The sequence below is a fragment of the Allobaculum sp. Allo2 genome, assembly GCF_022701175.1.
GTDB lineage: Bacteria > Bacillota_I > Bacilli_A > Erysipelotrichales > Erysipelotrichaceae > Allobaculum > Allobaculum fili.
The window spans coordinates 2,642,122-2,662,890 of the sequence record NZ_CP078088.1; the positions used below are offsets into that span (position 1 = coordinate 2,642,122).

A 20,769-nucleotide genomic window follows, 5' to 3' on the forward strand; every position below is an offset into this window, starting at 1 on the left:
CGCCGATCAGGACGCGCTTCCGCCCAGATAGGCGTTCTTGACGTCTTCAGACTGTGCCAGTTCGCTGGCCGGTCCCTGCAGGGAAATTTTCCCGGTTTCCAGTACATAGGCATAGTCCGCAATGGAAAGAGCCATGCGGGCGTTCTGTTCAACGAGCAGAATCGTCGTTCCCGTCTTCTGGATATCCTGAATAATATTGAAGATTTCCTTGACGAGAATCGGAGCCAGACCCATGGACGGCTCATCGAGCAGAAGCAGCTGCGGTCTGGCCATCAGGGCGCGGCCCATGGCGAGCATCTGCTGTTCGCCGCCGGAAAGCGTCGACGCATCCTGGTTTTTACGTTTTTCGAGAATCGGGAAGCGTTCGTAGACTTTCTGCAGATCTTCGGCGATGCCCTTCTTGTCCTTGCGCAGATAGGCGCCCATCATCAGGTTTTCATACACGCTCAGACCCGGGAAGACGTGGCGGCCTTCCGGAACCTGCACCAGTCCGTTGGACACGATATGGCGCGGTTTGGCTTTGTAAATGGACTCATCCTTGAAGATGACATCGCCTTCGCTCTTTTCACGATGCCGGAAATGGCCTGCAGAAGCGAAGTCTTGCCGGCGCCGTTGGAGCCGATCAGCGTAACGATCTGTCCGGGTTCAACGGAAATGGAAACGCCTTTAAGCGCTTCGATTACGCCATAGTGAACATGGAGATTTTTAACTTCGAGCAAAGCCATGCTTACACCTCCTCGCCCAGGTACGCCTTGATGACGAATTCGTTGTTCTTGATTTCATCCGGCGTTCCGGACGCGATCAGCTGGCCGTAGTTCAGAACGAAGATGCGTTCGCACAGGTTCATGACCAGGGACATGTCGTGCTCGATCAGAATGATGGTGAGCTTGTACTTGTCGCGCAGATGATGAATCAGCTGGGTAAGCTCTTCGGTTTCCTGCGGGTTCATGCCGGCTGCCGGTTCATCCAGAAAGAGGATGCTTGGCTGGGTTGCCAGCGCCCGGGCGATTTCCAGGCGGCGCTGTTCGCCGTACGGCAGGTTCGTCGCCTTGTCGTAGCGCTTTTTGTACAGACCGACTTCCTGCAGATATTCGCAGGCTTTTTCTTCGATCCAGCGTTCCGCGTTGTAATAGCGGGACGTACGGAGCAGACCGTTGAATACGCCGTAGCCGGCGTTCTTGTGCATGGCGAGCTTGACGTTTTCCAGAACGGTCATGCTTTTGAACAGACGAATGTTCTGGAACGTCCGCGCCATGCCAAGTGCGGTGATCTTGTACGGCTTCATGCCGCCGATCTGCTGCTTCTTGCCGTCGACATTGAGTTCAATCAGACCTTCGGACGGTTCATACACGCCGGTCAGCAAGTTGAACAGCGTGGTCTTGCCGGCACCGTTCGGTCCGATCAGACCGATCAGTTCGCCGGGGTAGATTTCCATGTTGATGCCGGAAACCGCAGCCAGACCGCCGAAGTTTTTGGAAAGGCCGGTAATTTTTAATACGGAGTCCATCACGCTTCCTCCTTTTTCAGTTTACGCTTTTTCAGGAAACGCTCGATGGAAAGTTCCCAGGAGCCAAGGATGCCCTGCGGACGGAAGATCATCATCAGAACCAGAGCGGCGCCGTAAATGATCATGCGCAGGTCGGTGAACTGCTGCAGCCACATGTTGAGGATGCCGATCGCGATGGCCGCGATAACGGAAGCGGACATGCTGCCCATGCCGCCGAAGACGACCATAACCAGAATGTCGATCGATTTGTTGAAGGTAAACTGGTTCGGGTTCAGTACATAGAAGTAGTTGGCGAACAGGCTGCCGGCCAGAGAAGCCAGAATGGCACCGATAATAAACGCCATGACTTTGTATTTCGTGGTGTTGATGCCCATGGCTTCGGCTGCGATTTCGTCATCGTTGATGGCGATGCAGGCACGGCCCTGGGTCGAGCGGACGAAGTTTGTGCAGACGATAATCGAAAGCACAACCGCGAAAAACAGGATCGGCCAGGTGGTCAGTTTGGGGATGCCCATCAGACCGGCTGCGCCGTTGGTGATTTTCATGTTCTGAATGCAGATTCGAATAATTTCTGAAAAGCCCAGCGTCGCAATGGCGAGGTAGTCGCCGCGCAGACGCAGCGTCGGAATGGAAACGACCAGAGCGGCCAGCGTCGAAATGACAAAGCCGATCAGAATGCCCAGCGCCATGCCGCCGTAGTTGGGCATCATTTTCGTAACGATACCGGCAGAATAGGCGCCGATCGCCATGAATCCCGCATGTCCTAAGGAGAACTGTCCGCAGACGCCGACAATCAGATTCAGGGAGACAGCCAGAATAATATTGAAGCAGATCGTAAAGATCGTCGATTCATAGTAGGAGTTGATAACGCCCGCGCCCATCAGAACCCAGACGAGGGTAAAGATGCTCAGTGCAATCACCGTCCAGATCAGGTTGGTTTTTGTCAGAACCTGTTTTGCCATGGATTACACCTTCTCTCTTTCGTTCTTGCCAAACAGACCGGTCGGCTTGATGATCAGCACCAGAATCAGGATGGCATACACGATGGCGTCGCGGTACAGCGAGGAGCCGTAGGCAACGACCAGCGTTTCGGCAACGCCGATAAACAGACCGCCCACAAGCGCGCCCGGAATGGAGCCGATGCCGCCGAATACGGCCGCAACGAACGCTTTCAGACCAGGAACCATACCCATCAGCGGGCTGGCTGCGTTGTAGTACACACCGACCAGCATACCGGCCGCGCCCGCGAGGGCGGAACCGATCAGGAAGGTGAAGGAAATCGTATTGTCGACGGAAATACCCATCAGCTTGGCGGCATTTTCATCAGCGGAAACGGCACGCATCGCGCGGCCGATTTTTGTTTTCTGAATGACGAGCGTCAGAAGAATCATCAGTACGATCGTTACGGTAAAGATGACCATCTGAATATAGGAAATACGAACCGGACCGAGCTGCCATGAGGTATCCGGCAGAAGCTTCGGATACGTTCTTGTGGACGTGCCCATGAACATCTGGGTCGTGTATTCAATGACATAGCTGACGCCGATCGCGGTAATCAGCGCGGTAATACGGGGCGCCTTTCGCAGAGGACGATAGGCAATGCGTTCGATGAGTACACCGAGAATTCCGCAGACGATCATGCACACGATCAGGGCCGGCAGAAATCTCATGCCCATGTAGGTAGTTACGAAAAAGGCTGTGTAGGCACCGATCATATAGATGTCGCCGTGTGCAAAGTTGATCAGTTTGATGATTCCGTACACCATCGTATAGCCGAGGGCGACCAGCGCGTAAATACTGCCAAGCGACAGTCCGTTGATCACCTGCTGCAGAAACACTTCCATATGGAGTTCTCCTTTCTTTTGAAAAAGCAGGGGATCAGACCCCTGCTTTCTGAATGGATTCAGGTTTTCAGCTTATTCTACGCTTACTTCCTTGACGTTGGACTGAACACCGTCAACGAGTTCAACAACGAGAACGGATTTTGCTGGAGTGTGGTTTGTCTCATCAAATGTGAAGGATCCAGTGATACCGGAGAAGTCTGCTTTCTTGATGGCTTCGTTCAGTTCTGCACCCGTCGCACCGGACGTTTCGAGACTGGAGAGGAGCAGGTTGGTTGCATCATAGGCAAGCGCCGCAAACATGCTTGGTTCTTCGCCGTATGCTGCTTTGTAGTCTTCGATGAACTTGGACAGTTCTTCGCTTGGATCAATCGCTGTGTAGGCGGTTGTGTAATAAATATTGTTGGCGTAGTCGTTGCCGATCTGCTGGATGAAGTCAGCGGAGTCAAATCCGTCTGCACCGATGATCGGTTTTTCAATGCCGGCTGCCTTGGCTGCCTTTACGATCTGGGCTGCTTCGTTATAGTAGCCGCCAACGTAAATAACATCGAAGTCGAGGTCTTTGATTTTGGTAATGAAGCTTGCAAAATCCTTGTCGCCGGACTGGTATTCGGAACGGTCGAGAACTTCGCCGCCGAGGCTTTCGAATTCTTCGGTGAAGGCTTCGGCCAGGCCGGAACCGTAGTCGGATACTTCGTTCAGGACAACGGCTTTTTCGCGTCAAGATTGTTGTAGGCATATTCCGCCATGCCTTTGCCCTGATAGCTGTCTTCAAAGCAGACACGCCACGCATATTCATATGGTGTACCATCTGCCTTGAGCATGGCGTTTACCTGCGTTGCGGAAGGAGAAATTACAGGAACCTGCTTCGATGTCGCAAATTCATACGTAGCGATGGAGCTTGCGGAAGTCGCAGGTCCGACAACGCCGACAACACCGTCCTGTTCGATCAGTTTCGTAATTGCAGCAACCGATTCAGCCGGTTCGCCCTTGTCATCAAATTCAACCGTTTCTACGGTGAAGGGCTTGTCTTCACGGGCGTTGAACTGCTGTACAGCGATTTTCGCACCGTTAATTTCTTTTGTGCCGTAGTCAGCGACCTGACCGGTCAGCTCGAAGTTGAGACCGATTTTAACGGTATCGCCAGCTTTGGCGGAAGAGCCTGCAGCAGAATCTGCGGTACTGCTGCCAGTTGCAGGAGTGCTTGAGCAGCCAGCGAGCATGGATGTGCAGAGTAATGTGGCTCCGGCTGCTTTCCAGAAGTGTTTTGTCATTTTGTTCCTCTTTCTAAAAAGATAGCTTAAATATTAAACGCAAAACCGATAATCTCAACATATCTTCCCGTGCCCTTCCCTTATTTCTGCGTTTTTGTGTGCTTTGTACGTTTTTTCATGAAAATAATTGAAAATGAAATGAAAACTTCTTGCTTTGGTGTACACGTTTCATTCACATTTGACCCGATTTGGATCGAAAACGCCCGAGTCACCCGTACAACCGTTCTCCCTGCCGTCAAAAAGCGCACTTTTCTTCCCGATCCGATCCTTTCCGAAAACCGTCGTTTCCTTTCCACAAGCAGACGCATTCCTACAAAACCCGCCCGATCGAGCCAAAATTTCGATCGGACGGGTTTTATTCTCTGGTTTTTGCGATCTGCGAACCGTTTCTGTGAGTACCTTACGGGGTGCGGATCGCATTCCAAAGTCAGCGCGACGAGAAAAACTCATCAAACCGGAAGCGGAAAGGCGGCATGCCCAGCGTACTGATAATGGCTTCGCCAATCTGTAGCCGGGTGATATCCACGTCTTCAACGACCGTCGTTTCCCGAATCTGCTCGACCAGTCCTCTTGACGTGATATTGGACAGGAAGCTTGCCGAACGCAGATTCATTCCATAAAGATCCTTGATGTAGCCGCGGGAATTGGAATCGTTGACCCGAAAAGCGAACGTTGTCGCGAAACCGGAAAGAATGCTTCGCGCCAGGTTTTCGCCATACGCTGCCGAAATCTGATCCACGTTCTGAATTCCGATCGCGAACTTGGCGCCCAGGCTTCGTCCAAAATTGACGCCGTCGTCAATGTGTTCGAGATGCGGAAGCAGCCGGAATTCATCGAGCATGAAATAAACGTTTCCTTCGTTGCTCTTGCGGCAGAGCGCTTCCTTGATTGCCAGATCGACCAGCAGCTTATAAATCGGTGTAAGCAGATTGCCGATGCCCGTGTCATATTCGATGAAAATGACACGGCCGCCTTTCTGGCGAACCAGTTCCCGCATGGAGAGCGTTCCCTTCTGCTTAAAATTGCCGATCAGAATTTCCCGCACTGCCTGCTGCAGTTCCGAGACGACGCCCATTGTCTGTCCGGACTTCGGATCATCAATATACGTACTCATCGACTTCAGATCGGGATAGGAAAGAAGAATTTTCTTCATGGCTTCCGGAGAGAACGTATCCAGCATGGAACGGAGCGCCTTGTTATTGTGATGCGCCGCCATTTTCTCGGAGCGGTTCATGTGCAGCATCAGCGCCGTAAACAGGTCTTTCGCCGCATTTGGGAAAAACGGCTGCGAGCTGTTGTGAATCTTGTCATAAAAAAGCGTACCGGCAATTTCGTAGACGTTTTCTTCGACGCGGTCATCGATCATGACTTCGTTAAAGACGTTCCAGCAGTCAAAACCAGCGCCGCCGGTAGCCCGGGCATCGTTGCTGATGACGACATCGCCCGGACAGTAAAACTCATCGTAATAGTCGCCTTTGGTATCAAAAATGATCAGCACATCCTGTCCGGTCAGTCCGGCACGGACATTGCGGATCAGGTGATTGAAGCAGTTGGATTTGCCGCTTCCAATTCCGCCAAGCAGAAGCAGATGGCGTGACAGCATCTGCTCACCCGGACAGAGCAGTACACTGTTCCCGGTTCGAAGCGTTCCGGGAAGGCCGAATTTTGCCGTCTGTTCTACGTAAGTCAGATCATCATGAAGATATTCACCGCTGAGAATCTGTTCGTTGTATTCCATTTTCTTTTCCTTTCTTCCATACATTGAGGCTGAAGCATTGGACTAGCTGGGAGGAATCAGTAGGATATGCCCTTCTGTTCGTCTTCTTCCTCCTCTTTAGAGGAACTCTCCCCGCTGTCTGATGGCAAAGAACCGTCCTCCATGCTGGGCTCATCGGACAGACTCTGATCTTCGGACTGGGCCTGTTCTTCGTTTTCAGATGTTTCTTCTTCCTGATCTGCCGATTCATCCATGTTTACATCATCCGAATGGTTCCGATCTTCCTGTTCTCTCTGGTCTTCGTTTTCGTCGTAAGAGTCGTCCATGTTCAATTCGTCGGATTCGACCTGATCCTCCTGTTCCGTCTCGTCTTCACTTTCCTCGGGAGAATCGTCCATGTTCAGTTCATCGGACTCGACCTGATCTTCCTGTTCGCTCTGGTCTTCACTTTCTTCGGGAGAGTCGTCCATGTTCAGTTCATCGGATTCGACCTGATCCTCCTGTTCCGTCTCGTCTTCACTTTCCTCGGGAGAATCGTCCATGTTCAGTTCATCGGGCTCGACCTGATCTTCCTGTTCGCTCTGGTCTTCACTTTCTTCGGGAGAGTCGTCCATGTTCAATTCGTCGGATTCGACCTGATCCTCCTGTTCAGTCTCGTCTTCACTTTCCTCGGGAGAATCGTCCATGTTCAGTTCATCGGACTCGACCTGATCTTCCTGTTCGCTCTGGTCTTCACTTTCTTCGGGAGAGTCGTCCATGTTCAGTTCATCGGATTCGACCTGATCTTCCTGTTCAGTCTGATCTTCGCTTTCGGCTGCGGATTTGTCCTCGGTCTCTTCGACCGCTTCGCTTTCCTCTTCCTGTTCGCTCTGATCTTCGCTTTCAGCCTCAGATTCGTCCTCGGTCTCTTCAGACCTTTCACTCTGATCTTCCTGCTCAGTTTCGTCTTCACTTTCTTCGGGGAGTCGTCCATGTTCAGTTCATCGGACTCGACCTGATCTTCCTGTTCAGTCTGATCTTCGCTTTCGGCTGCGGATTTGTCCTCGGTCTCTTCGACCGCTTCGCTTTCGCCTTCCTGCTCGCTCTGACCTTCGCTTTCAGCCTCAGATTCGTCCTCGGTCTCTTCCGCTGTTTTGCTTTCGCCTTCCTGCTGATCCTGGTCTTCGCTTTCGGCAGCTTCTTCCGCTTTCTTTGGTAAAACCTCCGTGTTCAGTTCTCTGTTGATCGTCTGGTCTTCCTGCTCGGCCTTTTCCGCTTCTTTGTGGAAAGAGGGATCCGGCGGCAAGTTATTTATGCCTTCGCGTTCTCCATAAACTGCCTGATGCAGCCGCTGCCATTCCGGATCCCGCTTATACTCCGTCTGGTTTTCCGGACTGTATCCATGATCATCCATGTACTGCTTAAGCCGCTCCTGTTCCGGGGTCAGCAGAGATTTTTCGGAAGCGGGCTTAGCTGGACCAAGTTCTGGATGCTCTGCCTGCCGAATCCGATTGCAGACATCCTTATAGCTGTCCTCTGCTTTATAGTCGATTCCATGATCATCGCAGTATTTCATGAGCATCTCTTTATCGAGATTTTCTTCGATGTTCGGATCCTGTAACTGGCTGATCGCATCCTGAAGGTGTCTGGAATATGAATCACAGGCATGCGATTTTTATACTCTTCATACATCTGGTCTTTGCCGAGAGTTCTTTCGTTGGATTCAAAAACTTTTCGAACGCCTTCTTCTCCTTTGCGGTCGGCTGTTCGCTCCCGGACTGGACGTTATAGCGCGGATCCACTTTGTCTTGATTGCTGTAGTAGTTCACGAGCTGATTGCCCGCATCCCGTTTAAAATTGCTTTCCCAGACTTTGACTTCCATGGGATCCGGATGCGTCACTTTTCCGTCGATCGCATCCCGCTGATAGGCGTGATAGTATTCGTGATAAACCGTATTCACCAGTTCGGCCGGCGCATCCGTACGATCGCAGTAATACAGCTGCCCGTTTTCCGCCATATACTGCCGGCCTTCTTCCACAAGGTAGCGGTTGAGGCATACGACATTTTCATTCTCATCAAAAGATCCGAAGCGTCCTCCGCTCATGGGTTCAAACCACATCGGCCGGCGTTCAATCCCGTATTCGTCTGCGACGCGATTGCCCAGCTCCTGCAGCGCTGCCTTCCGGTTTTCGACGCTCATCCGGTTCCAGTTCGAAGAAGCAAAAGACTGATAGAGCTTTTCATCGCTCATAAGCGCAAAGCGCATCTGTCGTAAGTTCATGACTTTCTGCTCCTTTTAGCGCGGTCCCTGCCAGATGAGCCGTTCGCCCAGGACGGGATCTTTTTCCACAGATCGTAAAGACGGAATGCTTCCACAATTCCTCCGGCTCTGTGAATTTTTTGAATCACAGGAACGGTATATTTTTCATCCGTCTCAAACGGCTCATGATTCATCCATCGCTCCAGTGCGGGTTTCGAGCCGTCTTCAAAGGTGCGCTGAAAGTCTCTGGCGTAATACATTGCCGCCTGCGCATCGAGGTACGGACACTCTTCCTGAATGCGTTTTGCGAGACGATTTACATTAATATCAATCATTTCGATTTCCTTTCCAAAACAAAGACAGGCAGCGAAAGCCGATGCCTGTCTTTGTTGCGATCGCAGAATTTCGATCGGCTATTTCCATTTTTGATGGCCAGATCGCCCTGCGTCTGAAGATCCTGAATCAGAGCGCCGAGCTCATCCATCATCTTGTTGGTGTCGACAGTCGGGCCGCCGGTCAGCGAAAGCAGCGCCGCATTGCCGAGCATGTTGGTCGGCCCGCTCCCAAACGAAATACTGTTGCCGGTGTAGTTGCTGGAATGAATGCTCAGCTTGAAGCATTTTTGCATCAGGCCGACAATGATCAGTAAGATCCCCAGCCCCATAAACAGAAACAGTACGAGCGGATTGACCATCGCTGCAAAGGGGGAACAGAGAAGAAGAAGTGCTCCGCCAACGACCATCGAAATCTGAATGTCGCGCCCGTAATAGGCGGTAACGCCGGTGACGCCGTCAATCCAGGCCTGCTGAGCGATCCGGCTTCCGCTGCCTTCTCCGTTAAAGAGGACGCGCTTATTCGTTACGGTAAGATATCCCATGCAGCGCGGGGAGCGGATATCGGCACATACGTAGTCCCGGATTACGATTTCCCCGTCCGAAAGAATTACGCCATGACACGTCTTGTCCCGGTTTGGCGCTTCCGCATTTTCCACTGCGCGCTGAGCGACCGGCCGGTAAGCCGCCGAGGCATTATCCACAAACGACTGAACCGAACCGACGACCGCCTGCACGGTCTGCATGGCGGAAGAGGCAGCGGAAGAAACGGACTGCGTCTGGGCGTTTGTCTTTACCGCATTCGAAAACTATCCGTTCTGCGCATTCTGGACGGGCTGCGCGTTCTGCGCATAAGGCGTACTGGATACCGCCCGGGCATTCTGAGGATATCCGGCATTTTTGCCGGCTGAACAGTTTTGCCAGGCTGAACTCTCTGCGCCGATGCGTTTTGGACCGGATTCGACTTTGCCGGCTGACTGGCCGGAGAGGATTTGGAAACAGGCGTTCCGCAGCTGGTGCAGAACAGCGCCGTATCGGAAATGGGAGCATGACAGTGCTCACAGTATTTCATAATTTTCCTTCTTTCTTTTCTTACTTTTTTCTTTTAAAGCGCAACAGGTACGGAATTAAAGCGCAACAGGTACGGAAAATTGAGCGTCTGGTTTGACACTCACGTTTTCTTTTGACTGTCATTGTCTTTTTGTACCGTAGCCTTTCCCTGCATCGTCCAATTCTTCTGAAAATCAATCAATTTATGCAAGCGCTGCTCATTCTTGCAATACCGGATTGTACCTTTCGTTTTTCTATAGGCGATGGCTTTTCGAAGCGTGCAAACGAATAATGGATCCCGCCTTTTTGGAAAAGAAAAAGAGTCTGCAGGTACCATTGCAGTACGTACAGACTCAAAAAGGGTTCACAACAGAGCGGTTCAGAACGGAATTTCCAGACAATCCCGTTCGATCTCTTTCGTTTGTGCGGCGCCTTGGACTGGATGATCCAGTCCCCGCGCGTAAACAGGCCGTTTAAATAAACGGAGAAAGCAGCCAGAGCGCTCCGCTTTCCATCCAGCCGATCATGGTGGAACGCATCATGGCCAGCGGTCCATCGAGAATGCCGGAGAAAATCACAACCAGAAACAGCAGGGACATCCAGGCAGGCGGATTATTGACTTTGAAGTATTCTCGGTCCGGCAAAAATGCCCAGAAAATGCGGGATCCGTCCAGCGGCGGGATCGGAATCAGGTTGAAGACGCCAAATCCCATGGACATCACCGCGGTCGCGGACAGAAGCGAGATCAGATACGATCCGATGGCAGTGTTCACGAAGCCGCCGGTGAAATAAACCAGCACTTCAAAAGGAACACGCAGACAAAGGAAAGCAGGAAGTTGGTCATCGGACCCGCAAAAGCGGTCCAGATCATGCCGGTTTTCGGATCCTTGTAGCGGGATGGATCGACCGGTACCGGTTTGGCCCATCCAAAACCAAAGAGCAGCAGGCAGAGCAGACCCATCCAGTCGATATGGTGGAACGGGTTTAAAGAAATTCGTCCGCGCGATTTTGCCAGCGAATCCCCAGCCAGTAGGAGACCAGTCCATGCGCCATTTCATGAAGCGTCATGGAAAGGAAAACGGCAATCAGATAAATCGAAATCATGCGCAGATCGAATGTTCGAAGGGCAGATAACATAAATTCTCCTTTCGCAAAGCCAGAGCCTTTCAAAGTCATTTGCGTCGAATTCGGTCCATTGGAGTTCGCAAAAGCATTCTTTTGCGGCTATACATTTTGGGACCGTATACCCATCATACAGAACGCCATCCAAAAGAAAAGGATTCCGGTTTGATTTGGGCACAGTGTAAGAATTCAAAAGACTCTCCGCGATCGAGACGGAGAGTCAAATTGTTTTCAGATGGAATGGAATACCGTCCTGTCGGATTAGACGTTGAAGCGGAAATGCATCACGTCGCCGTCCTGAACGACATAGTCCTTGCCTTCCAGGCGCAGCTTGCCGGCTTCCTTAACCGCCTGTTCGCTTTCGAGACGATCGATGTCATCAAAGGCGTACACTTCGGCACGGATAAAGCCGCGCTTGAAGTCGGTGTGAATGACGCCGGCGCAGTCCGGCGCTTTCATGCCGCGCTTGAATGTCCATGCACGACATTCGTCGGTGCCTGCAGTCAGGAACGTGCAGAGATCGAGCGTCGCGTACGCAGTCTGAATCAGATGATCGAGACCGGACTGCGGAAGACCGAGATCTTCGAGGAACGCGTCCTTTTCTTCCGGTTCCAGACTGGAAAGTTCTTCTTCAAGACGGGCGCAGATCGGAACGATGCGCGCGCCTTCGGCTTCGGCCATTTTGGACAGTGCCTGGAAATACGGATTGGCCGACGGATCGGCGATGCCTTCGTCATCCATGTTGGCTACGTAAATGACCGGTTTGACAGTCAGCAGACCGTACTGGTGCAGAATCGGCGCTTCGTCTTCCGTAATTTCCAGAGAGCGGGCCGGATTTCCGGCTTCCAGATGCGGTTTAAGACGGGAAAGCAGATTCATTTCCGCTTTGGCGCTCTTATCGCCGCTCGATGCCTTTCGTTCAACTTTGGCAATGCGGTTTTCTGCCGTCGACAGATCGGCGAGGATCAGTTCGAGATTGATAATTTCGGCATCACGAACCGGGTCGACTGAGTTTTCCACATGCGTGATGTTCGGATCGTCAAAGCAGCGAACGACATGGCAGATCGCATCCGTGTTCCGGATGTTCGCCAGAAACTGGTTGCCCAGTCCTTCGCCTTTGGACGCGCCTTTGACCAGACCGGCAATATCGGTAAATTCAAAGGTCGTATAAATCGTTTTCTTCGGATGAAACAGTTCCGTCAGGCGGTCTACGCGGCGATCGGGTACTTCAACGACGCCGACGTTGGGCGAGATGGTCGCAAACGGATAGTTGGCAGCCTCCGCCTGCGAGTTGGTGATGGCATTAAACAGGGTGGACTTGCCTACGTTTGGCAGTCCGACAATTCCTGCAGTTAAAGACATTGATTCTATTCCTCCTTGTTCTGATCCGCTTTCCGGATGACGCGCTTGAGCTTTTTCTCAAATTTGGAACGCGGCATCAGAACGCTGGTCTGACAGCCCTGGCACTTGATTCGAATATCGGCGCCCATGCGAATGATTTTCCATTCTTTGGAAAGATGGCAGGGGTGCTCTTTTTCATTTCCACAATGTCGCCAAGGTCGTATTGAATATCAGTCATGAATTCCCTCGTGTTTTTCCAGGCTTCGATGGTGTTGTCGAGAAGCATGCATACGGTCATCGGGCCGACGCCTTTCGGTACGGGCGTGATGACGGACGCTTTCGGAGCCACTTCATCAAATTTTACGTCGCCTTTCAGTTTTCCGTCTACGCGGTTGATTCCTACATCGATTACGATGGCGCCGTCCTGGACATATTCAGCAGTTACAAATTCCGGCTTGCCGATGGCGGCGATCAGAATGTCGGCTTCGCGGCAGATCGAAGGCGCGTCTTTCGTTCTCGAATGGATGACCGTAACGGTGGCATTGGCGTTCTGCAGAAGCTGCGCGACCGGTTTTCCGACGAGATTGGAACGGCCCATGACTACCGCACGCATACCGGAAAGATCAGTATAGCCGGCTTCTTTCAGAATTTCCATGACACCGCGCGGGGTGCATGGAGCGAAGCCTTCGCGGCCAAGTGCGAGCGCGCCGGCGTTCAGCGGATGAAGTCCGTCGACATCCTTGTCGGGGCTGATGGCCATCAGTGCCTTTTCTTCGTTCAGTCCGGAACCAGCCGGCAGCGGCAGCTGGATCAGAATGCCGTCAACGTTTGGATCTTCGTTTTCTTTCTGTACAACGGCTTCGAGTTCTTCCTGAGAAATGTCGGCAGGAAGATGAATGGTGCGATTTTCAATGCCGATTTTGTGGCAGGCATTGGCTTTGCTTTTGACATAGGACTGGCTGGCTGGATTGTCGCCGACCAGAATGACGGACAGGCACGGAAGGCGCAGACCTTTTTCCTTGATCTGATCGATTTCCTCTTTCATGCCTGCCTGCAGTTTTGCAGCAAGTTCATTTCCATAAAGAATCATTTTTCTATACCTCTCTACTGTCGAGTACGATGGTGATCGGCCCGTCATTGAGCAGATCAATTTTCATATCTGCCTGAAAGACGCCCTTCTGTACGGGGACTTCCTGTTCAAGCAGTGCATTAAACTGATCATATAACATGCGCGCCTGCTCTGCAGGGGCTGCTTCGATAAAACTTGGACGATTTCCTTTTTGCAGGAAGCGTATAAGGTAAACTGCGAAATCGAAAGCACTTCTCCTTTTATATCCAGGACGGAGCGGTTCAGCTTGCCTTCTTCATCGCCAAAGATGCGCATGTTGACAATTTTGCGAATCATCTTCGGCAAAACCGACGCATCGTCTTCCCGGTTAAACCCCACCAGAAGAAGCAGTCCGTCCTGAATCTGGCCGATAATTTCACCGTCCACCGTGCAGGAGGCGTGACTTACGCGCTGAATGACGACTTTCATTCGTCTTCCTCCAGAAGGCAGACAGCCAGAGCGGTCATTCCTTCCTGTCTGCCGACAAAGCCAAGCTTTTCGCCGCGGGTTGCCTTAATGGAAATCTGATCGACGTCGCAGTGAAGAATGGACGCGACATTTTCCGTCATCTGCGCCTTATAGCCGGCCAGATGCGGCTTTTCGGCCATGATTGTCGCGTCGACGTTGCCGATATGATATTTTTCTCGCGCATTTTCCGATAGACTTCATCGAGAAGCAGCGTCGAGGCGATGCCTTTGTATTTGGGATCGGTGTCCGGGAAATTGGCGCCCAGATCGCCGAGGGCCAGTGCCCCGAGAATGCTTTCCGCAATCGCATGCAGAAGCACATCCGCATCCGAGTGGCCTTTCAGGCCTTTGGGCGAGTCAATCTCTACGCCGCCAAGCACCAGCGGCCTCCGCTTTCGAGCGGATGAATGTCGATGGCCTGCCCGATTCTCATTCGTGCCATAGTTAACCTCCAGCTTTCGTACCCCGTCCGCCGCATTGGCAGCCGCATAACAGGACGAAAGCTTTTCTTCCGATTCCAGAAAACGAAAAACACTTCAGACAAAGCCGAATTCTGTATTGAGTTTTAAGCCGGCTTTCTGCCATAAGAGGCCATGCGTCTTTCCGGCAATCCGGCCAGGCAGAGTGAGCGCGCTTTCGTTCCTGATTCTTTCATTGTACGGAAGTTTTTCGCAGATACAGAAATTTGAAAGAAGATCCGGAAATTTCAAAACAGAAAAAGAGAAGAAAAAAAGAGAAGAAAAAGGAAGGAAGCACCGGGCAGCTTTCAAAGCCCCGACCGATCCAGATTCTTCTGGCTCCAAAGAAAAAGACGAATCCGCATAATGGGCAGATTCGTCTAGATCTTTGAACTTCAACCGTTCAACGGAAGGATCGGCTTGTTTTCGGTCGGCCTAGCGGCAGACCTGAATAAATGCATAGTAAGAATAATTTCCGGTTTCTACCGGTGCAATTTTGGTATAGCCTTTGCCGTCAATGACGTAGTTTCCATGGACGGCCATGCCGTTTCAATGTAAATGGCGATATGGTCCAGACCGTTCCCGCCCTGTTCATAGTAGATCAGGTTGCCTGGCTGCGGCGTAATCCGTGTAGTAGCCGTACATCGCCGCATAATCCTTTGGCCAGAGCGACATGGCATCGCTGACGCCGGCTTTTGCCAGAGCGAGCTGAACGACTTCCGTGCAGGAGAGTCCGTCGGTCGTTCCCACCAGGCTGAGGGCCGACTGGGCGATGGCCGCGTTCAAAGCGGAGTAATCGCCGGCAGGCTTATTGTCATCGTCACCCGGCTGATTCTGCCCCGGATCGACATTGCTGGGCGGATTCGGGGTGATGGGCGGCTGCGGATTCGGATCGTCGATCGGCGGCTGATCGTCAGGCGGATTATCCGCTGGAGGCTGCGCGTTTGGATCATAATCCGAAGGAAGGTCGTCTTCCGGAATCTGGGTAACGGCAGAAGGATCGGTCTGAACCGGATCGGTGACAACCGGAAGAATCGGCTGTACCGTGATCGTTTCGTCCAGATTGATCGCATCGCCGGTCATCGCCTGATCGGCGCTGTTATCGGCTTCGACGCCGCTTTCCGGAATGGATTCGCCTCCCGCTACGGACGCATTGCCATTCACAACCGGAACCTGTGCCACGGGAACCTGTTCTGCAGGCATATTCGCTGCGGGCTGTGCTGCCGGCTGCTCAGCGACAGGCTGTGTAAGAACAGGCTGCGCATTCATCGCTGCGTCGGCAACGACAGAATCCTGCGTTTCCAGCGTCTGCTCAGAAGAAGCATCCGCGTTCGGGTCGAGATCTGCGCTCTGTGCGGCGGGATCCTCGGACTGGACTTCTGGATTGGGGTCTGCCGGTTCACTCTGAGTTTCGATCAGAGCGACAGCGGCTTTCTCGCGATCCTGCGCTTCCAGACGGGCCAGTTCCCGACGGGCCACATCTTCGGCCTGTGAATCGGTAAGTGTTCTCTGTTGGACTGCATCAGACTGGGATGCTGGTGCTTCGAGATAATATTTCGTATCCAGCTGGACAGGGCTTGGGGTTTCCTGCGCGGCATAGACTTTATCGTCCAGTCTGTTCTGCGCTTCACTGGTGGTGAAGGCAGTGATCGTGGAAACCGTGGCTCCGATCACAGACAGAGTACATATAGCGGCTGCTGCCTTAACGGCAGATGGTTCGTTTGCCTTCATCTCAATACCCTCCAAACTTTTGTATGCGATCCCTCCATTTCCTATCTTAGGCGACTCGAAAATGGCGGACAACAACGGGGTGAATTTTAATATACATTGTCGCTTTAAAGAAACAGCCCCGAATCCTGTCCAGATGCCGGAGCACTTATAAAGATAGTATAAAGATTCGGGGTGAAAAGGGTAAAGGGAAAAGACTGAAAGTTTAGTTGTGTGAAGCGAAAAAGTAAATTTCATGCCTGGCGCGAAAAATGGAAATTACTTTTATGGAAGTTCCATTTCAAAATGCATTTCGTTTCGTCTTGCAGCTCTTGTTTTTTGCAGTTTAAAACTGGTCCAAAAAGCGAAAATCGGATTTGAAAAATGGGCCGCCTGACTTTTGCGTACTCCATAATGGTGGACTGGAAAGTGCATACTCAGATGACAGTTTTCAAATCCATCGATTTACGGATACAGGAAAACTCATCCAGAAGAGCAGCTGCGCTGCGCTCGATCTCGAGAACCGCTGGTGAGAAGTATTACAAAACAGCCCAAAACCTGAATCAGAGGACCTGATTCTGGCTTTGGGCTAAATAACTCAAACTGATTTTTTCTGATTTTTTGGAATTTTGAACTCAAACGTCGGAATCTTAAACTCAAAAAACGGAATCCTGAACCGAGAATTCAGAATATCGAACTCAAACTGCGGATTCTGCAACTGAAAAGAGCAGTCTTCTTCAACCCAAAGTGGACCAGTTTTCAATTGACAAAAATATCCGCGTTCTCCTTTTTCTGAAAATTCATTATTTTAATATTTCTCAGAATGAATATTATCCCAGTTAATATCTTCTATGGAGTGAGCGGGCAGTTGGTAATCTACATTTCCTAACGATAAGATACAAAGCGGTTTCATATACTCTGGTATATCGAATTTCTCTTGAAGTTTTCCTCAAATTCTTTGCCGTCTACGGCATCTCTTGCTCTCACTTGGATCCAGCAGCTTCCAATTCCTAAAGCATCGGCGGCAAGGTGCATATACGACGCAGATATAGCTCCGTCTTCAATCCACAAATCTGTCTTCTGGGTATTTACAAGCACAATAATTGCAGCACCTGCATGGCGAAGCATAGCTGCAGCCTTTCGCATACTTGCGATTTCATTTAACAGATCTTTATCTTTTATTAGTATCAGTTCTACAGTCTTGAAATTATCCCCTGTTGGAGAAATAAGTCCAACTTCCATAATTTGTTTTAATACAGCTTCATCAATCGGTTTTTCGCTGTATTTCCTATAACTTCTTCTTGTGCGAAACAAGTCTAATACTAAATTCATCTGTATACCTCCTGATCTGTTTTACAAAAAACACCATTGCATACTTGTAATGCCTGACTGATAGGGTATGTAAAGAATTTTGTGTAAATTCGTTTTTGGTAGTTGAAACATTTGGCCGTTTCGAAGGCCCGAAACACCTCGCTGGACGATGAGCGATTGAAAATTTCTGGAGCGGCCCTTTATAGCGGGCGCCCCCTGCTAGACTTGTGACGTCCCTGCCAGGGTGGCATTTTTCGACGGCGGGGACGTCTTCAGGGAGTGCAGGGGAGCGGGGACCCGCTGTAAAGGGTTTAAGCGGAAGAAAATTTCATGAGCGGATTTCGGATCTGCCGCTTATCTGGCTGAGTACTTCTCCAGCCTGGCACCCAGTTCTTCCTCGCACAGGAGCTGATTGCGTACCATTGCCCAGTTTTGAACCGTTCGTCCCTGCCATTTCTTCTCAAGCTCCACAATGCGTAGATACAAAGCCTTATAAACTGAATCCTCATTTGGAAACGAGCCCTTTTTGTTACTTTTCGCAGGCTGGAGTTAACCGACTCAATCGCATTGGTTGTATACATTATCTTTCGGACAGCGCTGCCGTGGTTAAACAGCTGGAGTACGTGATGAAAGTTACGTTCCCAGACGCTCACGGAACCAGGATATTGGCTCCATTTCTCCTTAAATTCATCGAAAGCACCCTCTGCTTCTTTAGCGTTCAAAGCACCGTAGACTCTCTTGATATCCTTGCAGAAACCAGCTCTTTCTTTGTTTGGAATATATTTAAGCGAGTTACGAAGAATATGAACAATGCAGCGCTGCACAGTAACGTTCGGAAATACAGCCTTAGCGCCGCTTTCAAGCCCGCTTACACCGTCCATGGACAGGAAAAAATGTCTTCTATGCCTCGTGCCTTCAGTTCGTCAAAGATCTCCATCCAAAAGTGCCTGGATTCGCTCTCGCCGATCCAGATGCCAAGGATATCTTTGCAGCCTTCCGTGTCATAGCCAAGAACCACATATACAGCCTGTTCTTTGGCACCATGATCGGTTTTCACTGATACGTAAAGGCAGTCAACGAATACGAAAGGATAGCACTTCTTCAGGGGACGATGACGCCACTCATCAACAACCGGATAGACACGATCAGTGATGTTTGAAATCGTATCCGCAGAGACCGGGAAGCCATAGATATCCTGGATGATGTCGGAGATGTCGCGCTGTGACATACCCTGCCCATACATACGCAGGATCTTGTCCTCGATATCGGAAATATCCCGGCTGCCTTTAGGAACAGCCTGCGGTTCGAATGTACCAAGGCGATCACGAGGGATACGCAGATCCAGTTCGCCCTGAGAAGACCTTACCGTCTTCTCAGAATAGCCATTGTGGCGATTCTCTGTCGATTTAGGATCATGCGATCCGCTGGTATAACTCGAGATGCGCATCAAGTTCTCCCTGGAGCATCTGTTCAAGGACAGGGCCAAAGATTTCCTTGATGAGGTCTGAGGCTTCTTTAAACGTCTTAGGTTTGTATTCCTTAACGATGGTTGAAGCAATCTGTTCCTGAATGGTTGGCCAGCTTTAGCTTTACGTGGCATAAGTGGTCTCCTTGTATAAATTTGTCAGGCTCAAGCTGGTTGTATCAGTCTGATGTCTTGATGGAATTTACACAAAAGACCTTACACTCTCGATTTTCCACATAAAAAGCCGATACTCAAATAGAACTTTCCCAATCAGCTAAACTATACGGTCGGATTTTTGCGTGGACGACCACGTTTCCTTTTGGGTTTATCTACCGAATCTGGTCGTGGAATCAGATCAAGTTTTTGAAGAATTGCAATCTGGCTTGGATTCATTTTGATCAGTTCCCACTCATTATCATTTTTATTCTTTTGCCTCTTTGCAGGATGTGCATGATTTTTTATAGCTCATGTCCTCAAGGAGGCCTTTTTCGTCGAACAGGTTCAGAAGTCTGAACGTGATGACGGTCGACAGAAAATCAATGAATTCGCTGCCGATCACTGAGTAGTCATCATGGACTCTGGTTACATCAAAGCCGAGGGCGTTCTTGTAGTACCGCATAACGATCTCGATTTGCCAGCGATAACTATAGGTCTTCCAGGCATCTTCCGGAGACAGATCGACATCTGATTCAAAGACCACTGTTCCAAATGTACGCTTTTTCTTTTCGTATTCTTCGAAATCGTACTTATCTTTACGATGCTTATCCAGCCAGTCCGTCTCCTCCTGAGCCGCTCTTCTCGGATCACGGAAACTGTAGAGCCATTTTCCCTTATTGGACAGCTTCTCTTTCTTAAACTGAATCGGTTCCATCTGCCCAAGAAAGCCGCAGCAGCCTTCGATCACGCCCTCGAAGTTATACATCTCATGATCGAAGGCAAGCTTGGCATTCCGATGAAGCGGGTTGAAGTAATGAAGCTGCGGGCAGTCTTTAAGGACTTCTTCGATCGATTTGACGGGAAACCCTTTATCACCAACCATAATTCCGCTTTGAATACCGTTCTGTTTCACAAAACTGTCATAGGATGTCAGATCGAGCATATTGCCGGGAAAGCACTGCGAACAGATGGGCTCCATTTTTTCCAGATCAAATGCATAAAGTACGGAAATATCCCGTCTTCCTTTCAGTCTGGCCTTTCTGGAAAACTCCGAGAGCGTGTTTTGTCTGGAGTCGTTCGACTTCAGTGTTCCATCGATCAGAAGATGATCATCAATCCCAACTTTGGCTGCCCGGTTTTTCATGAACTTCAGAATTCGGTTGCATGTTTTACCAAGATCTTTTGAAATGTACTGATCGTATTCTTGCTCATCGCGGTTTCTGGCATCAGCTCCGTCAGAAACGACTCATCGTAACTCTCTTTGAGTTCGCAGTCTTTGATATGCGGATAGCAGACGCGAAGAATGGCCATGCACAGAATCTTATCGGCGTCCTGACGGTTATAGACCTGAAGCAGTTCTTCCATCAATTCAGCGGACTGCCTGTAACAGAGCTCAACATTGGCCCAGTCTTTAAGAACTGTCTTAGATGTATGAACCGCTGGAGAAGTCGGTTCTTCAAGAGGTACGAATTTGCCATTAATGATGTGGCCGATAGTAGGACCATCGACTGGATAACAATGGCCGTTCTTGCGGACACAGCCGACTCGCTGCTTGACAGCGTATCGATCCTTGTTTTTCCATAGGCATAGACAATCGAATTTTTGGGACGTGGTACGGCACGAATCTCAGCTGGAACAGACATATTTGGCTCCTTTTCATATAGTGTATTTAT

The 20,769-nt window shown here is 50.6% G+C and carries 19 protein-coding genes and 7 pseudogenes; all 26 read right to left on the bottom strand.

Going from position 1 to position 20,769, the window contains the following annotated elements; translation table 11 throughout:
- Nucleotides 1-6: 6 nt before the first annotated feature.
- Nucleotides 7-719 (bottom strand): annotated as a pseudogene (locus KWG61_RS15175) (ABC transporter ATP-binding protein).
- 8 nt (nt 720-727) lie between these two features.
- Complete coding sequence (locus KWG61_RS15180; protein WP_230267822.1) at nt 728-1,507, bottom strand: ABC transporter ATP-binding protein; 780 nt, start codon at nt 1,505-1,507, stop codon at nt 728-730.
- On the bottom strand, nt 1,507-2,469 hold the full coding sequence (locus KWG61_RS15185) for a branched-chain amino acid ABC transporter permease (protein ID WP_230267821.1): 963 nt from the start codon (nt 2,467-2,469) through the stop codon (nt 1,507-1,509). The genes KWG61_RS15180 and KWG61_RS15185 overlap by 1 nt, the downstream gene beginning before the upstream one ends.
- A 3-nt stretch (nt 2,470-2,472) precedes the next feature.
- The gene (locus tag KWG61_RS15190) at nt 2,473-3,351 is read right to left on the bottom strand and encodes a branched-chain amino acid ABC transporter permease (protein WP_230267820.1); all 879 of its coding nucleotides are present in this window, start codon (nt 3,349-3,351) and stop codon (nt 2,473-2,475) included.
- A 72-nt stretch (nt 3,352-3,423) separates the two neighbouring features.
- Nucleotides 3,424-4,622 (bottom strand): annotated as a pseudogene (locus KWG61_RS17880) (ABC transporter substrate-binding protein).
- 427 nt (nt 4,623-5,049) lie between these two features.
- Entirely contained in the window at nt 5,050-6,360 is a 1,311-nt protein-coding gene (locus KWG61_RS15200) for a type IV secretory system conjugative DNA transfer family protein (RefSeq protein ID WP_230267818.1), read from the bottom strand.
- 56 nt (nt 6,361-6,416) lie between these two features.
- Nucleotides 6,417-7,097: a hypothetical protein gene (locus KWG61_RS15205; RefSeq protein ID WP_242744532.1), complete on the bottom strand. Its 681-nt coding sequence runs from the start codon at nt 7,095-7,097 to the stop codon at nt 6,417-6,419.
- Nucleotides 7,098-7,099: 2 nt separating this feature from the next.
- Complete coding sequence (locus tag KWG61_RS15210; RefSeq protein WP_242744533.1) at nt 7,100-7,894, bottom strand: hypothetical protein; 795 nt, start codon at nt 7,892-7,894, stop codon at nt 7,100-7,102.
- 82 nt (nt 7,895-7,976) lie between these two features.
- The gene (locus tag KWG61_RS15215) at nt 7,977-8,600 is read right to left on the bottom strand and encodes a hypothetical protein (protein ID WP_242744534.1); all 624 of its coding nucleotides are present in this window, start codon (nt 8,598-8,600) and stop codon (nt 7,977-7,979) included.
- Nucleotides 8,597-8,914, bottom strand: a complete 318-nt coding sequence (locus KWG61_RS15220) for a hypothetical protein (protein WP_242744535.1) — start codon at nt 8,912-8,914, stop codon at nt 8,597-8,599. The genes KWG61_RS15215 and KWG61_RS15220 overlap by 4 nt, the downstream gene beginning before the upstream one ends.
- Complete coding sequence (locus KWG61_RS15225) at nt 8,911-9,657, bottom strand: hypothetical protein (RefSeq protein WP_242744536.1); 747 nt, start codon at nt 9,655-9,657, stop codon at nt 8,911-8,913. The genes KWG61_RS15220 and KWG61_RS15225 overlap by 4 nt, the downstream gene beginning before the upstream one ends.
- Nucleotides 9,658-9,914: 257 nt before the next feature.
- Nucleotides 9,915-9,983 (bottom strand): annotated as a pseudogene (locus KWG61_RS17885) (zinc-ribbon domain-containing protein); the annotation flags it as partial.
- Nucleotides 9,984-10,434: 451 nt separating this feature from the next.
- Nucleotides 10,435-10,734 (bottom strand): site-2 protease family protein, encoded by a 300-nt coding sequence (locus tag KWG61_RS15230; protein ID WP_242744537.1) that lies wholly within the window; start codon nt 10,732-10,734, stop codon nt 10,435-10,437.
- Nucleotides 10,731-10,922 (bottom strand): hypothetical protein, encoded by a 192-nt coding sequence (locus KWG61_RS15235; RefSeq protein WP_242744538.1) that lies wholly within the window; start codon nt 10,920-10,922, stop codon nt 10,731-10,733. The genes KWG61_RS15230 and KWG61_RS15235 overlap by 4 nt, the downstream gene beginning before the upstream one ends.
- A gap of 23 nt (nt 10,923-10,945) precedes the next feature.
- On the bottom strand, nt 10,946-11,098 hold the full coding sequence (locus tag KWG61_RS15240) for a hypothetical protein (RefSeq protein WP_242744539.1): 153 nt from the start codon (nt 11,096-11,098) through the stop codon (nt 10,946-10,948).
- A gap of 246 nt (nt 11,099-11,344) precedes the next feature.
- Nucleotides 11,345-12,445 carry a redox-regulated ATPase YchF gene (gene ychF, locus KWG61_RS15245; RefSeq protein ID WP_230267812.1) on the bottom strand — a complete coding sequence of 367 codons (1,101 nt, stop codon included), beginning with the start codon at nt 12,443-12,445 and terminating at the stop codon, nt 11,345-11,347.
- A 5-nt stretch (nt 12,446-12,450) separates the two neighbouring features.
- Nucleotides 12,451-12,662, bottom strand: a pseudogene (locus KWG61_RS15250) (DUF951 domain-containing protein).
- Between the two features lie 24 nt (nt 12,663-12,686).
- A pseudogene (gene folD / locus KWG61_RS15255) lies at nt 12,687-13,562 on the bottom strand (bifunctional methylenetetrahydrofolate dehydrogenase/methenyltetrahydrofolate cyclohydrolase FolD); the annotation flags it as partial.
- Nucleotides 13,519-13,961, bottom strand: a pseudogene (gene dtd / locus KWG61_RS15260) (D-aminoacyl-tRNA deacylase). The pseudogenes dtd and folD, both read right to left, overlap by 44 nt.
- A pseudogene (gene ispF, locus KWG61_RS15265) lies at nt 13,958-14,432 on the bottom strand (2-C-methyl-D-erythritol 2,4-cyclodiphosphate synthase). Before ispF ends, dtd begins: the two co-directional pseudogenes overlap by 4 nt.
- 616 nt (nt 14,433-15,048) lie before the next feature.
- A complete protein-coding gene (locus tag KWG61_RS15270; protein ID WP_242744540.1) occupies nt 15,049-16,188 on the bottom strand; it encodes a hypothetical protein in 1,140 nt (379 codons plus the stop codon).
- Nucleotides 16,189-17,073: 885 nt separating this feature from the next.
- Nucleotides 17,074-17,496: a nitroreductase family protein gene (locus KWG61_RS15275; RefSeq protein WP_230267807.1), complete on the bottom strand. Its 423-nt coding sequence runs from the start codon at nt 17,494-17,496 to the stop codon at nt 17,074-17,076.
- Nucleotides 17,497-17,786: 290 nt separating this feature from the next.
- Complete coding sequence (locus KWG61_RS16625) at nt 17,787-18,356, bottom strand: transposase (protein WP_256460720.1); 570 nt, start codon at nt 18,354-18,356, stop codon at nt 17,787-17,789.
- Entirely contained in the window at nt 18,344-19,075 is a 732-nt protein-coding gene (locus KWG61_RS16630; protein WP_256460721.1) for a transposase, read from the bottom strand. The genes KWG61_RS16625 and KWG61_RS16630 overlap by 13 nt, the downstream gene beginning before the upstream one ends.
- A gap of 286 nt (nt 19,076-19,361) precedes the next feature.
- Complete coding sequence (locus KWG61_RS15285) at nt 19,362-20,240, bottom strand: transposase (RefSeq protein ID WP_242744541.1); 879 nt, start codon at nt 20,238-20,240, stop codon at nt 19,362-19,364.
- A 5-nt stretch (nt 20,241-20,245) separates the two neighbouring features.
- Nucleotides 20,246-20,461 (bottom strand): hypothetical protein, encoded by a 216-nt coding sequence (locus tag KWG61_RS15290; protein WP_242743373.1) that lies wholly within the window; start codon nt 20,459-20,461, stop codon nt 20,246-20,248.
- Between the last annotated feature and the right edge of the window lie 308 nt (nt 20,462-20,769).